The following is a 14,750-nucleotide window of genomic DNA, read 5'->3' as shown; positions in this document are numbered from 1 at the left end:
CCCCCTCCACCACGACGCTGCGCGTCGCGGTCCCCCTCCCCGTGCCGGGGAGGAATTAGCGCCGCTCGACGTCGTTGCGGACTTCCCTGCCATCCCGGCCGGCTGGCACTATCTCGACAGCGCGGTGTCGGCCCAGAAACCCCGCATGGTGATCGACGCGATCGAGCGCGGTTACGCCCAGGATTACGCGGCGGTGCATCGCGGCGTGTACCAGCGCTCGGCCGATATGACGCTCGCCTATGAGGCCGCACGCAAGCGGGTTGCGGACTTCATCAACGGCAAGCCCGAGGAAATCGTCTTCGTCCGCGGCGCGACCGAGGCGATCAATCTCGTCGCGCACAGCTGGGCAGGCTCGCAGCTCACGGCGGGTGACCGCATCCTGTTGTCCACGCTCGAACATCATTCCAACATCGTGCCGTGGCAACTCGCCGCCGAGCCGATCGGGGTCGAGATCGACGTCGTGCCGCTGACCGAGCACGGCCGGATCGATCTCGACGCGATGGCGTCGATGATTACCCCGGCGCACAAATTGGTCGCGCTCGCCCATGTCTCCAACGTGCTGGGATCCGTGCTCGACGCCAAGCGCGCGACCGAGATCGCGCATGCGGTCGGAGCGAAGATCCTGCTCGACGGCTGTCAGGCGGTGCCGCGGATGCCGATCGATGTCGTCGAGATCGGCTGCGATTTCTACGTCTTCTCCGGCCACAAGCTCTACGGGCCGACCGGGATCGGCGTGTTGTGGGGTCGGTACGATTTGCTCGACGCGATGCCGCCTTATCAGGGCGGCGGGTCGATGATCGATCGCGTGACCTTCGCCAAGACGACCTACGCTCCCGCGCCGGGCCGGTTCGAGGCGGGGACGCCGCATATCGTCGGCGTCATCGGGCTGCATGCGGCGATCGATTATGTCGAGAGCGTTGGGCTCGAGCGGATCCATGCGCACGAAACGGCGCTGGTCGCGGTGGCGCGCGAGCGGTTGTCGCGGATCAATTCGGTACGGCTGTTCGGGCCAGAAGATTCCGCGGGGATCGTTAGTTTCGCCGTGGAGGGGGTGCATCCGCACGACGTCGCCACCATCTTGGATGAGAGCAAGGTGGCGATCCGGGCCGGGCATCACTGCGCGCAACCATTGATGGAGGCGCTGGGCGTGCCGGCGACGGCGCGGGCGAGCTTCGGGGTCTATTCGTCGATGGCCGATGTCGAGGCGCTTGGTGAAGCGGTCGAACGTGTGACGCGGATTTTTGGGTAGGAATCTTCGGATGAACGAAGAACGGAAGATCGAAGTGGACGAAGTGAAATCGGTGGAAGCGCCGCCAAAGGCGCGTGTCGAGGCGCCTGCCGAGACATTCGAGCGCAAGCGCGACTATCTCGCGGGATTCCTGGCGCAGAAGCCGGAGGCCGTGTCAGGCGGCGAGCCCGGCGGAGAACTGTACGAGGCGATCATCGTCGCGCTCAAGGAAATCTACGACCCTGAAATCCCGGTCAACATCTACGACCTCGGGCTGATCTACGGTGTCGAGGTGACCGACGAAGGTCATGCCGCGGTTACCATGACCTTGACCACGCCGCATTGCCCGGTCGCGGAATCGATGCCGGCCGAGGTCGAACTGCGCGTCGGCAGCGTGCCGGGAGTCGCGATCGCCGACGTCAATCTGGTCTGGGATCCGCCCTGGGATCCGCAGAAGATGTCCGACGACGCGAAGCTGGAATTGGGAATGCTGTAACAATTCCCCTCCCGTTTACGGGAGGGGAGATGAGGAGTGAAGACTTGGCAACGACCCTGAGGCAGCGCCCGGCTGCCGTGATCCTGACCGAACGCGCCGAGGCGCGGGTGGCCGAGTTGATGTCGAAGGCGCCCGAGGGCGCGATCGGCGTCAAGCTGTCGACCCCGCGCCGCGGCTGCTCGGGGCTGGCCTATTCGGTCGATTATGTCACCGCCGCCAACCCGATGGACGAGCGGATCGAGACGCTCGGCGGCATCTTCTTCGTCGACGGCGCGTCGGTCCTCTATCTGATCGGCTCGACGATGGACTGGGTCGAGGACGATTTCGCCGCCGGTTTCGTGTTCGAAAACCCCAACGCCAAAGGCGCGTGCGGGTGCGGGGAGAGCTTTACCGTTTGAGGCGCGCGCCGCTCAGTGCGGCGCGTTTATCTGCATCGTAATCGCGACTACATCGCCCAGATCGATGCCAAGCTTTTTCCGCTCTTCCGCCTTGAGCGGCAGCATATAGCCGCCGTCTTTCGGGAATAGAGCGGTGCTAAAGGCGAGTTGGTCCGCACTGGCGTCGACCGGCACGCACCCCCAACCATAGCTCGCGATACGGGCGGCCCAACGTACCTCGCCGACCTGATCGTCAGGCAGGGCGACGAAATAAAATGGGGCCGGTCCGCGCCAATGGATGACCTTCCCGGGGAAGGATATTTCGAGCAGCGGATCCGATTGGTTCATGCCGGCTTCCGCAACAACAACGCCGTCCGCAGACACTCGCACACCACCTCGTTGCGCTGGTTGAGCATGCGGTGCTTCCACGTCACCAGCCCGGCGTTGGGTCGCGACTTGCTCTCGCGCAATTCGGTCACTTCGCTGGTCGCGTGCAGCGTGTCGCCGATGAACACCGGCTTGGGCATGACCAATTTGTCGTAGCCCAGGTTGGCGACCAAGGTGCCCATCGTCGTTTCGGATACGGTGATCCCGACCATCAGGCTGAACGTGAAAGTGCCGTTGACCAGGATGCGGCCGAACTCGCTCGCCTTGGCCGCCTCGGCGTCGAGATGGAGCGGTTGCGGGTTGTGGGTCATGGTCGACCACAACAGATTGTCGGTCTCGGTCACCGTGCGGCGGAGCGGATGCTCGATCGTCTCGCCGATTTGCCATTCGTCGAAATATTTGCCCGGCATCAGTCGCCTTTCGTCAGCATGAGCTTGAACCCGCTATGGCTCTTTTTCCAGCCGAGCCGTTCGTAGAAACGATGCGCGGCGACCCGATCGTTGTTCGACGTCAGTTGCGCCATGAAGCAGCCACGCTCGCGGAAGCGCTCGACCGCCCAGCCGATCATCGCGGCGCCGAGGCCGAGCGAGCGCTTGTCCCCGGCGATCCGCACCGCCTCGATCTGGCCGCGCCAGGCGCCGCGATTGATCAGGCCGGGAAGCCAGCTCAATTGCATCGTGCCGACGATCGCGCCGTCGAACTCGGCGACGATCAGGCGTTGGTTGGGATCGCGATCGATCGCGTCGAACGCGGCGAGATAGGCGGGGTCGAGCGGCTCGGACGGGTCGTCGGCGCGGCCGCCAATCTGTTCCTCCGCTAGCATCGCGATGATCGTCGGCAGATCGGCAGGAATTGCATCGCGAAATATCATGGCGCTCAAGCGTTACGTCATTCCGGTGAGCCGAGGCAGGGTGAAAATGTCGACCATACTCAATGCTGCGCAGCAAACGCAGCCGGTGGACGTCGGTTGGTTCGCTCGGCTAGAACAGGATCGTTGTTCGATCCCAGGGACTTGATGCGCGTATGAGCGTTGATATCGATAGCCTTTACCCGGTCAGCGACGAGCAGGTCGCGCGGTTCGCGCGCGATGGCTTCATCCGGCTGAAGAACGTGTTCGATGCCGAGACACTGGACTATTATGGCCGTGCGATCACCGGGCAGACCGTCGCACTCAATACGCAGACGCTGCCGCTCGAAGAACGTTCGACCTATGACAAGGCGTTCCTCCAGGTGATGAACCTGTGGGAGCAAGGCGGGCGACCGCGCGAGTTCGTGTTTGGCCGGAAGCTCGCCGGTATTGCTGCGGCATTGCTGCAGGTCGACGGCGTCCGGCTCTATCACGACCAGTCGCTCTACAAGGAACCGGGTGGCGGCATCACGCCGGCGCATGCCGATCAATATTATTGGCCGGTTGCCAGCGATCGTACGATCACGGCTTGGGTGCCGTTGCAGGCGGTGCCGCAGGACATGGGGCCGTTAGCGTTCTTCGCCGGCAGCCAGCATGTCGAGTTCGGCCGCGACCTCGGCATTTCGGACGAGAGCGAGGCGAAGATCACCGCCGATATGGAGCATCACGGCTTTCCCATCGTCGACGGACCGTTCGACCTGGGCGAAGTCAGCTTCCATCTCGGTTGGACCTTCCACCGTGCCGGGCCGAACCGGTCGCACGATCCGCGCTCGGTGATGACGGTGATCTACATGGATCGCGACATGGTGCTGAAGGCGCCGGAGAACACGCAGCAGCAGAATGACTGGGAGCGCTGGTGCCCGGGGGCGACCGTGGGGCAAGTGATCGACACTCCGCTCAATCCCGTCCTGTTCGAGGCGTGATCCGCGCGATCGGTCTGGCGCTAGCGACGCTGCTACTGGCAGCGCCGGCGAGGGCTGCGCCTCCCGAAAAGACGACCTCAGCGGCGATGCGCGACGAGGTGATCTACCACATCTTCTTCCGCAGTTTTCGCGATTCGAACGGCGACCGGATCGGCGATCTCAAGGGCCTGACCGCCGGGCTCGGTGATCTCAAGGCGCTCGGCGTCACGTCGCTGTTGCTCACCCCGATCCAGCCGTCGCCTTATTATCACAATTACTTCGCAACCGATTTCGAGAGCATCGACCCGGCCTATGGCACGATGGCCGATTATTTCGCCTTCACCCGTGCGGCGCACGCGCTGGGATTGCGCGTCTATCTCGACGAGGAATTCCAATATGTCGCCGAAGGACATCCCTGGCTGACATCGTCGCGCGGTCGTCCGGGAGCGAAGTTCGGGCCTTACATCCTTTATGATAGGCCGAAGACCAACGAGGAGCCCGAGCCATTTCTCGGCGTGCCCGCTTGGCCGGGTTATGACGGGCGCTGGATTGGCATCTCTATGGTCAATCTGAAGTCGCCGGCGGTGCGCGGCTATTTCACGCGCCTGCTGGTCCACTGGATCGATCCGCATGGCGATGGGTCGCTGCGTGACGGCGTCGACGGTTTCCGCATCGATCACATGATGGACGATCTCGACAACAAGCATCGCCTGACCAATTTGTTCGCCGATTTCTGGGCGCCGATCTTCACCGCGGTCCGTGCGCGCAATCCGTCGGCCCGGATCATCGCCGAACAGTCCGATTGGGGCGCGGGCAACGCCTGGCTGACCAAGGGCGGGACCGACATGGTGTTCGCCTTCCCGTTGCGCTTCGCGCTCGAGAAGATGGATAAGACGGCGATCGTCAAGGCGCTACGCGAGAGCGGTGAGGCGCCGGAGGGCAAGAGCCGCATCCTGTTCCTCGAGAATCACGACATGGATCGCTTCATGTCGGTGGTCGGCGGCGACCAGCGCAAGGCGCGGATCGGCGCCGCGCTGACCCTCCTGATGCGCGGTACGCCGTCGATCTATTACGGCCAGGAGGTCGGCATGCGCGGCCGGATCGATCCCAAGGTGAAGAGCGATGGCGCGCATATCGGCTTGCGTGAGGCCTATCGCTGGAGCGCCGATCTCGACGCCTCGGGGTCGGCGATCTGGTATCGCGGGGACGCTACCGCTTGGGGTAACCGCTTCAACCGCAGCAACGACGGTGTTTCGCTTGGCGAACAGCGGGATAAGCCGGACTCGCTCTACACGTTCTACCGCACGCTGCTGGCGTTGCGCGCGGCACTGCCGGAACTGCGTCAGGGCGATCAGCGATTGCTGTGCGACGATGGTTCGACCGCGGTCTGCGTGCTGCGCAGCATGGATGGCCAAAAGGTGCTTGTCCTGGCCAATAGCGGTGCGGTGGCGGTACGTCCTGCCCTGCCAGCGATGGGGCATGGGTGGGTCGATTTGCTAGACGACAATCGCGGAGTGGATCCCGCGACCATCGAGCTGCCGCCCTATGGTTTGCGGGTGCTGGGCACGCATTGACCGAGCAAGCCGCTGCTTCGTCTCAATGGAAATCGCGCGATTTGGGCAGGATGCGCACGTTGCGCGGATGACGGCCATGCGCGTCGGCGGTGTAGCGCGGGTCGGGGGACAGCTCGATATCCGCGCGCGCGGTGGGTGGCGGCGCGACATTGTCCTCGGACAACCGGTTCAGTTCGACAGTGCGGTCGATTACGCGCGCGCCGATCAGATGGACGACGCTACCCTCGCTTGGTGCGCTGCGCTGGACTTCGCCCTCGATCGTCATCAGCCGCGATCCCATCACTTGCAATCGCTGCGTCTCGAACACGCGCGCCCATAGCAAGGCATTGGTGATCCCAGTCTCGTCTTCCAGCGTGATGAAGATGGCATTGCCGGTGCCGGGGCGCTGGCGAACCAGCACCACACCGGCGACGGTGGCGCGCGATCCGTTGCGTGCCTTGCTCACTTCCGCGCAGCTCAGCACGCCTTCTGACCTGAACATCGGCCGCAGGAATTGCATCGGATGGCCCTTGAGCGACAATCGGGTGAGTTCGTAATCGGCGACGACTTCCTCGCTCAGCGGCATGGCCGGCAGCGCGGCATCCTCTTCCTGGCCCAGTTCGCGTGCGCTGGCCGCGGCGAATAGCGGCAGTTCGTCCGACGGCGTGCGGCGCACTTCCCACAAGGCGTCGCGCCGTCCCTGGCCGATCGATCCCCAGGCATCGGCGTCGGCCAATAGCCGCAAGGCGCGCGAGGGCAGGTGCGCGCGACGGGCGAGTTCTTCGATCGAGGTAAAAGGCGCTGCGGTTCGCGCTTCGACCAGTCGTTCGGCCCAATCCTCGCGGAAACCGTCGACCTGACGGAAGCCCAATCGCAGCGTGAGATCTTGACCCTCGCGTTCGAGGCTATTGTCCCAGCCGCTCGCATTGACGTCGATCGGCCGCACCGCGACACCATGTTTTTCCTGCACGTCGCGGACGATCTGCGCCGGCGCGTAGAATCCCATCGGCTGCGAATTGAGCAGCGCGCAGGCGAACACCGCCGGGTGGAAGCATTTGAGCCAGGCTGAGACATAGACCAAACGCGCAAACGCCAGCGCGTGGCTTTCGGGGAAGCCATAGCTGCCGAACCCCTTGATCTGATCGTAGCAGCGCTGGGCGAAGTCGCGCTCGTAACCGCGCTTCACCATGCCCTCGACCATCTTGGTCTCGAAGTGATGGATCGTGCCGACATTGCGGAACGTCGCCATCGCGCGGCGCAGGCGATTGGCGTCCTCGGGAGAGAATTTGGCGGCGACGATCGCCAGCTTCATCGCCTGTTCCTGGAACAAGGGCACGCCCATCGTCTTGCCGAGCACGTCCTTCAATTCGTCGGCATGGCCGAAGGCAGAGCCCGGCGCTGGAAACTCGACCTTTTCCTTACCCGAGCGCCGGCGCAGATAAGGGTGGACCATGTTGCCCTGGATTGGTCCGGGGCGGACGATTGCGACCTGCACGACCAAGTCATAGAATTCGCGCGGCCTGAGGCGCGGCAACATGCTCATCTGCGCGCGGCTCTCGACCTGGAACAGGCCCAGGCTGTTGCCCTCGCACAGCATGTCATAGACCGCCGGCACCTCGCCCGGGATCGTATCGAGCGTGTGCCGCTCGCCGCCGGTCGCCTCGATCAGGTCGAACGCCTTTTTGATGCAGGTCAGCATGCCGAGCGCGAGCACGTCGACCTTCATCAATTGCAGCGCGTCAATATCGTCCTTGTCCCATTCGATGAAGGTGCGGTCCTCCATCGCGGCATTGTGGATCGGCACGGTCTCGTCGAGCCGGTCCTGGGTCAGCACGAACCCGCCGACATGCTGCGACAGATGGCGCGGAAATTCGAGCAATTGGTCAACCAGCGACTTCAGTCGCGCGATGTCGGGATTGGCCAGGTCGAACCCGGACTGTGACACGCGCTCTTCCTCGAAATGGCTCGAATAGCTGCCCCAGACGGTACTCGCGAGGCGCGAAGTCACGTCCTCGGTCATGCCCAGCGCCTTGCCGACCTCGCGCACCGTGCTGCGCGATCGGTAATGGATCACCGTCGCGGCGATCGCGGCGCGGTGGCGGCCATAGCGCTTGTAGACATACTGCATCACCTCCTCGCGCCGCTCGTGCTCGAAATCGACATCGATATCGGGGGGCTCGTCGCGCTCGGCCGAGACGAAGCGCGAGAAGAGAAGGTCGTGCTTCATCGGATCGACCGAGGTCACGCCGAGCAGAAAGCACACCACCGAATTCGCCGCCGACCCACGCCCCTGACACAGGATCGGCGGATCGCAGCTGCGCGCGAAGCGGACGATGTCGTGGACGGTCAGGAAATAGGGGGCGTAACCGCGTTCGCGGATCAGCGAGAATTCCTCGTAGAGCAATGCATAGAGCTTGTCGGGAACGCGATACTCATAGCGTTCGAGCGCAGTCTGCCAGACGAGATGTTCGAGCCATTCCTGCGCCTCCCAGCCGGCGGGCACGGGCTCGTTGGGATACACATAGCTCAATTGATCGAGCGTGAAGCCGATGCGCGAGAGCAGTACGTCGGTTTCCGCCACCGCTTCGGGATAGTCGCGGAACAGCCGCGCCATTTCCTCGGGCGGCTTGAGATGGCGTTCGGCATTGGCTTCGAGCAACTTGCCCGCTGCTTTCACATTCGTGCCCTTGCGGATGCAGGTGACGACGTCGTGCAGCGGGCGTTGCTCGGGGGTGGCGTAGAGCGCGTCGTTGGTTGCGATCAGCGGGACGCGCGCGGCGCGGGCGGTGGCGGCGAGCGCGGCGAGACGGCGCTTGTCGCGGCCCGAGCGGGGCATCGAAGCACCTAGCCATAAGCGGTCACCGACGACGCGTTTGAGACGGGAAAGCGTGCCCTCAAGCGACCCGTCACCCCGGCCTTGTGCCGGGGTCCACTCCACAACTTGCCCTGAAGCTTGCGGCTCGGTGGATGCCGGGACGAGCCCGGCATGACGGTCGGGAAAGGGGATGACGTTCGTAGCCTCGACTTCATCCTCTTCACCCAGCCGCAGGAAACCGCGATCCTGATCCTGGCTGATCTGCCGCTTCTCCGGCAGCGCCTCATTCTCCTCCTCGTCGAAGCTGCTCTCGGGCAGCACGATCAGCATCAGGTCCTGATGATGCGCGATCAGGTCGCCGAAACCGATCAGGCAGCCTCCCTTGGTCGCGCGGCGATTACCGAGCGACAACAGCCGCGTCAGGCGGCCCCAGCCATATCGCGTCGCCGGATAGGCGACGATGTCGGGCGTGCCGTCGGCAAAGACCAGCCGTGCCCCGACGATCAGGCGGAAATCGGGGGCAGGGGAGGGAAGATCAGGCGGAGCGGGAAATTCTTCCCATGGCCGGTCGGCCTCATGCCGCGCCTTGGCCTTGGCCCAGGTGGGATTCCATTGCTCGCGTGCTTGCCTCAGCGCGACATGCGCGCGCACTACGCCGGCGACGGTGTTGCGGTCGGCGATACCGATGGCGCGCATGCCGAGCGCGATCGCCTCGCCGACCATGTCGCTGGGATGCGAGGCCCCGCGCAAGAACGAGAAGTTGGTCGCGGCGACCAGTTCGGCGAAACGGATAGGGTCAGCCATGTCGACCCGCCGCTTTGCAATTTCGCTCGCACAAAGACACGAAGACACAAAGAAGGAAGAGTTGGTTCGCGCAGAGGCGCAGAGGACGCAGGAATGATGATCGAGCCGCGATAGCGGCTCCGCCATCACCGATGGAAAAAGGGGATGAGAGTCTCGCTGACGCGGGACGCAGGCAAATCTCCGCGCCTCCGCACCTCCGCGCGAACAAAACCTTCGTGTCTTCGTGTCTTTGTGCGAGTCTCATCATGCGAACACGCCGTGAATGTACCAACCGGGCTCGGTGACTTCGCCGTACAGGCCGTGGCGGAAGATCCAGAAGCGGCGGCCGCGGCGGTCTTCGACGCGGTAATAATCGCGTGTCGGCGCCTGGCGGCTGCCCCACCAGGGCGTCGCGATCCGTTCGGGGCCTTCGACCCGGGCGACGTCGTGCAGGACACGCCGCCAGCGGAATTGACGCGGCGGGCCGTCGGGGACTTCGCTCGCGATCGAGTCGATCAATTGCGGCGGGTCGAACAAGTGGATCGGGCGCAACGGCGGCTCGCCGGTTTCGAGTTCGGGCCAGTCGCCGGGCGGAACCGGATCGGTGGCGGGCAGCATGAGCTCGGCCTGTTCGGGCAAATGGCGGTCGCGCGGCGCGAACCGACGCACGCGTCCGCGCCCGACCCGGGTCGACAGCCGATCGATCAATTGCACCAGCTCGGCTTCGCCGACTGCGCCGCCTTCGAGCCGCAACTGTGCCGCGTCGAGCCGCTCCGCCACTGGCACGTCGAGCCGGATCAGGTCGAAGCCGAACCCGGGATCGATCGGATCGGACAGCGTTTCGATCCGTTCGCGGAACAGCCGTAACACCGCGGCCACGTCGCGGGTCGGCCGGCCCGTCTCGACTGCCATCCGCTGCACCAGCCCGTCGGTACGGAAAAAGCGCGCCTCGAACCGGCGTCCGCCTTCATGGGTCTGATCGAGCCGTCCCGCAGCCTCACCGATCAATTCGCCCAGCACGGTCAGCGCGAATTCGGTGCGAGCGACCGGCTCTGCAAAGCGTCGTTCAACGAACAAAGGTGGCGCGACGATACGGGGAGTCAGCGGGCTATCCGCTTCACCGATGATCCGCCGGACCTGGGTCGCGGCATCGCTGCCGAACCGCGCGGCGATCGCCGACAAGGGACGCGCCGCGACGTCGCCGACGGTCTTGAGCCCGGCGCGTTTCAAAGCGGTTGTCGCTTCCTCTTCGAGCCCGAGTGCAACGACCGGCAAGCGGCGGACCGCCTCGTCCTCATTGGCTCCGATGCTGCGCCATCGCGCCAGCGAGCGCGCGGCATCGGGATTGGCGGCGAAGGCATGTTGCGCGGTGACGCCCAGCCGGTCGAGCCGGGACAGCACATCGCTTGCGAGCGCCGTTTCGTTACCAAGCAAATGGGCGCAGCCGGTGACGTCGAGCACCAGCCCGTCAGGGGCATCGAGCATCACCCAGGGCGTATAGCGCGCGCAGCCATCGGCCAGCCGTTCGAGCCATGAATGGTCATCATGCGAAACATGGTCGAACGCTTCGAGCTCGGGCAGCCGCGCGCGGGCATCGGCCAGGGTCATGCCGCGCTCGATCCCCAGTCGCGCGGCTTCCTGATCGATCGCATGCACGCGTAGCGCGCCCTTGACCTTCTCGGTCAACGCATAAGGCGCACCAGCACGACCCGCGAACAGATGCGGGCGCGTGATGCGGATGCGCTCAGCTGGCAGCCAGGGGAAGAACAGCGCCAGATAGCGCCTGCCCGTCGAGGGGCTGGAAGGCACGTCGTTCACGATTCCACTCCACGCGCCAGCGGCGTCCGGCGGGGCCGGCGCGACGGCGCAACAATTCCAAATCGAAGGCGGGCGGCCCCGGCGCATCGGCGGCAAGCGCGATCGAGGGGGCAGGGGAGACCCGCCAGCGCGTATCGGCGACGCTCGGGCTTTCGCGCGCCTCACCGCGAAGCAGCAGCACGGTCACGCCCGAAGCTTCCGCTGCCAGCATCAGCCGCCGCGTCGCGGTCAGGTCGAGCGGTTTGGGATCGCCCCAGCTCTCGACCACCAGCGCGCCGAGCCCGGCACATCGTGCAGCGTCGTTCGCGGCCTTGAGCAATGCCGCATCGTCGCCGAGCAGCCCGAGGATGAGGTCGTCGCCATGGAGGCCGATTTCACCCAATCCGCTGGCGTAAAGCTTACCCGCCCGCCGCTCCGCCGTTTCGGTCCTGAGCCACAATAGCGGCTTTCCGGCATCGATGCGCAGCGCCAGCATCGCGGCGAATCCCGACAGGCTGCCGGCATCCTCGCTGTCATCCGCCATCACTTCATGCAAGCGCCCGCGCGCGAGCCCGCCGCCCAGCCACGCATCGATCGCCGCATGCCCAGTGGCGAACCGCGCTGGCCCGCCCGATACGCGCGCGCCTTCGATGTGCGCGACACGGCGGCGCAATCGACTCAGTGAGGTAGACGACTCGGGCATAATGTGTTCATGATATGTTCTCTTGATAAAAATGCAATTGAATCCGCCGAGCACGCACAAACGAAAGCGGCGGCGAACCCCGGTTAGCCGCCGCCGTAATTCCCCCCCCCAATCGCGTCGCGTCAGGTCGCGTTGACGGTCTGGCCCTTGCAGACATTGATGTTGTCGAACTGCTGCGTGACCTCATCCGAGAACTGGATCTTGATGTCGTAAAGGCAGACATCGCCCGTTCCGAGCGTGAAGTTGGACGAACTCTTCGGCTTGATCGCATATTTCATGTCGACCTCATGCCAGGGGTCCTTCGACTCCCCGGAGCGGGCCGTCCAAACGCGCTGCACCGACACGTCGGCATTGCCATTAAAAACGGTGAAATTGCGGCCCGTGTCCGCAATCGCCGGCGCCGCCACGATGCCAGCGATGAGCACGGCGACCGCCGTGCCAGCCTTGATTGCCTGTATCATCCCCGTAACCCCCAAACGTAGGTTGAACGAACCGGATGAATCCGGTGAAACCCACCTAATATAATTGGGGCCATCTTGCACGTATTAAGTTATCGCCAGACAAGATCGGCCGCTGACCAAACACTTGTCTCATTCTTGTCTGATAAAATCGGGTTAAGTTTTACGTAATGTTTCGCGCGCAACGGTATGTATTGCAGTGTCTCTTTTATACAATTTACAATAGTTCGATCTCACGGCGCTTTTTCTGCAATCTAAAACGATGAAGAAGGGGCTCGGTATAGCCGTTGGGCTGAACGGTTCCCTCGAACACCAGCGCGCGCGCCGCCTGGAAAGCCGCGCCCGCAGGATTGGCGACCAACGAACGATATGCGGGATCGCCTGAATTCTGCGTGTCGACCTTGGCCGCCATGCGCCCGAACGCCGCTTCGACCTCCTCGGGCGTGCACACGCCGTGGAGCAGCCAATTGGCGAGCGCCTGGCTGGAGATGCGCAAGGTCGCGCGGTCCTCCATCAGCCCGATATCGTGGATGTCGGGTACCTTGGAACAGCCGACGCCCTGGTCGATCCAGCGCACGACATAGCCCAATATGCCTTGGGCATTGTTGTCGAGTTCGGCGCGAACCTCGTCCGGCGTCCAGTTGCGGCCGAGCGCCAGGGGCACCGACAACAGATTGTTCAGGCTCGCGACCGGCTCGGCCGCGCGTTCCTTCTGGCGCACGAACACGTCGACCTGGTGGTAATGCGTCGCATGCAAGGTCGCCGCGGTGGGTGATGGAACCCAGGCGGTGGTGGCGCCGGTCAGCGGATGGGCGATCTTCTGCTCGATCATATCGGCCATGCGGTCGGGCGCTGCCCACATCCCCTTGCCGATCTGCGCCTTGCCGCTGAGGCCGCAGGCGAGCCCGATCTGGACGTTGCGATCTTCATAGGCCTTGATCCAGGCGGAGGTCTTCATCTCGCCCTTGGGCGCCATCGGCCCGGCCTGCATGCTGGTGTGGATCTCGTCGCCGGTGCGATCGAGGAAACCGGTATTGATGAACGCGATACGGTTCTTCACCGCATGAATGCATGCGGCAAGGTTGGCCGAGGTGCGGCGTTCCTCATCCATCACCCCGACTTTGATCGTGTGGCGGGGCAGGCCGAGCAGATCCTCGACCGCGTCGAACAGCCGGTTGGTAAAGGCGGCTTCGTCCGGCCCGTGCATCTTGGGTTTGACGATATAGATCGACCTGGCCGGGCTGTTCCGGAACCGGCCGAGGCCTTTCACGTCGTGCAGCGCGATCAGGCTGGTCATGATCGCGTCGAGAATGCCTTCGGGTCCTTCGCCGCCGTCCCCCAGGATCACTGCCGGCGTGGTCATCAGATGGCCGACATTACGCACGAACAGCAGACTGCGGCCGCGCAAAACCAGCTCGCTGCCGTCGGGCGCGACGTAACGGCGGTCGTCATTGAGGCGACGGGTCAGCGTCCGGCCGCCTTTCTCGAATGTGTCCTCGAGGTCGCCGCGCATCAGGCCGAGCCAGTTCGCATAGGCGGCGACTTTGTCCTCGGCATCGACCGCCGCGATCGAATCCTCGAGGTCGACGATCGTCGTGATCGCGCTTTCCAGGATGACGTCGGCAATCCCGGCGGGATCGGCCTTGCCGATCGCATGGTCGCGATCGATCACCACTTCGATGTGCAGACCGTTGTGCCGAAATAGATAATTCTCGCCCGCGCGCCCGACGAGCAGCGTCGGGTCGGCCAGGATGGGTTCGCCGGCCAGTGCAGCCCAACTTCCGTTGGCGAGCGGCACCGCTTTGTCGAGGAACGCCTTAGCCCAGGCAATCACCTGGGCACCGCGTTCGGGATCATAGCCGCCGGGCCTGGCCGCGCCCGGAATCGCATCGGTACCGTAGAGCGCGTCGTACAGGCTTCCCCAACGCGCATTGGCGGCGTTGAGCACGAAGCGCGCATTGAGCACCGGTACGACCAGTTGCGGACCGGCCATCATCGCGACTTCGGCATCGACATTCCGCGTTGTCACCGCAAACGGCGCCGGCTCGTCGACCAGATAGCCGATCGATTTGAGGAACGGCTGGTATTCGGCCTGGTCGATCGGTTCGCCCGCGCGTTGGGCCAGCCAGCCATCGATCTCCGCCTGGATCAAGTCACGCTTTGCCAGCAGCGCCGCATTGACCGGGGCGAGGTCCGCGTACATCGCCGCGACGCCCGTCCAGAAAGCCCCGGCATCGATCCCCGTGCCCGGCAATGCGCGCGCCTCGACGAACTCGACGAGTTCGCTCGCGATCTTCAGGCCGTTACGATCGATCATGGTGCCTCCGGACATATGCTGCTTACA

At 64.3% G+C, this 14,750-nt stretch carries 13 protein-coding genes; 5 read left to right on the top strand and 8 right to left on the bottom strand.

Translation table 11 applies throughout. The features are described from left to right. Window positions 1-91: 91 nt before the first annotated feature. Genes SAS01S_RS07730 through SAS01S_RS07720 form a run of 3 tightly spaced genes read left to right on the top strand, consistent with a single transcriptional unit; the run spans window position 92 to window position 2,122 of the window. Window positions 92-1,249 carry a cysteine desulfurase gene (locus SAS01S_RS07730; protein ID WP_066806857.1) on the top strand — a complete coding sequence of 386 codons (1,158 nt, stop codon included), beginning with the start codon at window positions 92-94 and terminating at the stop codon, window positions 1,247-1,249. Between the two features lie 10 nt (window positions 1,250-1,259). Next, complete coding sequence (locus SAS01S_RS07725; protein ID WP_066806855.1) at window positions 1,260-1,724, top strand: SUF system Fe-S cluster assembly protein; 465 nt, start codon at window positions 1,260-1,262, stop codon at window positions 1,722-1,724. 29 nt (window positions 1,725-1,753) lie between these two features. Continuing rightward, window positions 1,754-2,122 (top strand): HesB/IscA family protein, encoded by a 369-nt coding sequence (locus SAS01S_RS07720; RefSeq protein ID WP_066806854.1) that lies wholly within the window; start codon window positions 1,754-1,756, stop codon window positions 2,120-2,122. Window positions 2,123-2,134: 12 nt separating this feature from the next. On the opposite strand, the gene SAS01S_RS07715 is transcribed toward SAS01S_RS07720, so the two are convergent. Genes SAS01S_RS07715 through SAS01S_RS07705 form a run of 3 tightly spaced genes read right to left on the bottom strand, consistent with a single transcriptional unit; the run spans window position 2,135 to window position 3,359 of the window. Next, window positions 2,135-2,485: a DUF1905 domain-containing protein gene (locus tag SAS01S_RS07715; RefSeq protein ID WP_245656793.1), complete on the bottom strand. Its 351-nt coding sequence runs from the start codon at window positions 2,483-2,485 to the stop codon at window positions 2,135-2,137. Beyond that, window positions 2,446-2,898, bottom strand: coding sequence for a MaoC family dehydratase (locus SAS01S_RS07710; protein ID WP_066806852.1), 453 nt, complete (start codon window positions 2,896-2,898; stop codon window positions 2,446-2,448). Before SAS01S_RS07710 ends, SAS01S_RS07715 begins: the two co-directional genes overlap by 40 nt. Further along, a complete protein-coding gene (locus SAS01S_RS07705; RefSeq protein WP_066806851.1) occupies window positions 2,898-3,359 on the bottom strand; it encodes a GNAT family N-acetyltransferase in 462 nt (153 codons plus the stop codon). Before SAS01S_RS07705 ends, SAS01S_RS07710 begins: the two co-directional genes overlap by 1 nt. A 152-nt stretch (window positions 3,360-3,511) precedes the next feature. On the opposite strand from SAS01S_RS07705, the gene SAS01S_RS07700 reads away from it, so the two are divergent. Both SAS01S_RS07700 and SAS01S_RS07695 read left to right on the top strand, forming a co-directional pair. Next, complete coding sequence (locus SAS01S_RS07700) at window positions 3,512-4,318, top strand: phytanoyl-CoA dioxygenase family protein (RefSeq protein ID WP_066806838.1); 807 nt, start codon at window positions 3,512-3,514, stop codon at window positions 4,316-4,318. Beyond that, the gene (locus SAS01S_RS07695; protein ID WP_066806836.1) at window positions 4,315-5,871 is read left to right on the top strand and encodes an alpha-amylase family glycosyl hydrolase; all 1,557 of its coding nucleotides are present in this window, start codon (window positions 4,315-4,317) and stop codon (window positions 5,869-5,871) included. The genes SAS01S_RS07700 and SAS01S_RS07695 overlap by 4 nt, the downstream gene beginning before the upstream one ends. A gap of 22 nt (window positions 5,872-5,893) precedes the next feature. On the opposite strand, the gene SAS01S_RS07690 is transcribed toward SAS01S_RS07695, so the two are convergent. The 5 genes from SAS01S_RS07690 to SAS01S_RS07670 all read right to left on the bottom strand — a co-directional run bounded on the left by SAS01S_RS07690 (window position 5,894) and on the right by SAS01S_RS07670 (window position 14,723). Then, window positions 5,894-9,469 (bottom strand): error-prone DNA polymerase, encoded by a 3,576-nt coding sequence (locus tag SAS01S_RS07690; protein ID WP_066806834.1) that lies wholly within the window; start codon window positions 9,467-9,469, stop codon window positions 5,894-5,896. Between the two features lie 243 nt (window positions 9,470-9,712). Next, complete coding sequence (locus SAS01S_RS07685; protein ID WP_245656794.1) at window positions 9,713-11,257, bottom strand: Y-family DNA polymerase; 1,545 nt, start codon at window positions 11,255-11,257, stop codon at window positions 9,713-9,715. Continuing rightward, a complete protein-coding gene (locus tag SAS01S_RS23130; protein WP_066806832.1) occupies window positions 11,193-11,948 on the bottom strand; it encodes an ImuA family protein in 756 nt (251 codons plus the stop codon). The genes SAS01S_RS07685 and SAS01S_RS23130 overlap by 65 nt, the downstream gene beginning before the upstream one ends. Before the next feature lie 122 nt (window positions 11,949-12,070). Beyond that, window positions 12,071-12,409, bottom strand: a complete 339-nt coding sequence (locus SAS01S_RS07675) for a hypothetical protein (RefSeq protein WP_066806830.1) — start codon at window positions 12,407-12,409, stop codon at window positions 12,071-12,073. A 214-nt stretch (window positions 12,410-12,623) separates the two neighbouring features. Then, entirely contained in the window at window positions 12,624-14,723 is a 2,100-nt protein-coding gene (locus SAS01S_RS07670; protein ID WP_157082706.1) for a malate synthase G, read from the bottom strand. Window positions 14,724-14,750: the final 27 nt, after the last annotated feature.

This window comes from Sphingomonas asaccharolytica NBRC 15499 (assembly GCF_001598355.1).
Lineage (GTDB): Bacteria > Pseudomonadota > Alphaproteobacteria > Sphingomonadales > Sphingomonadaceae > Sphingomonas > Sphingomonas asaccharolytica.
The sequence above is the reverse complement of the archived record's forward strand: the minus strand, read 5'-3'. Positions and strand labels throughout refer to the sequence as shown.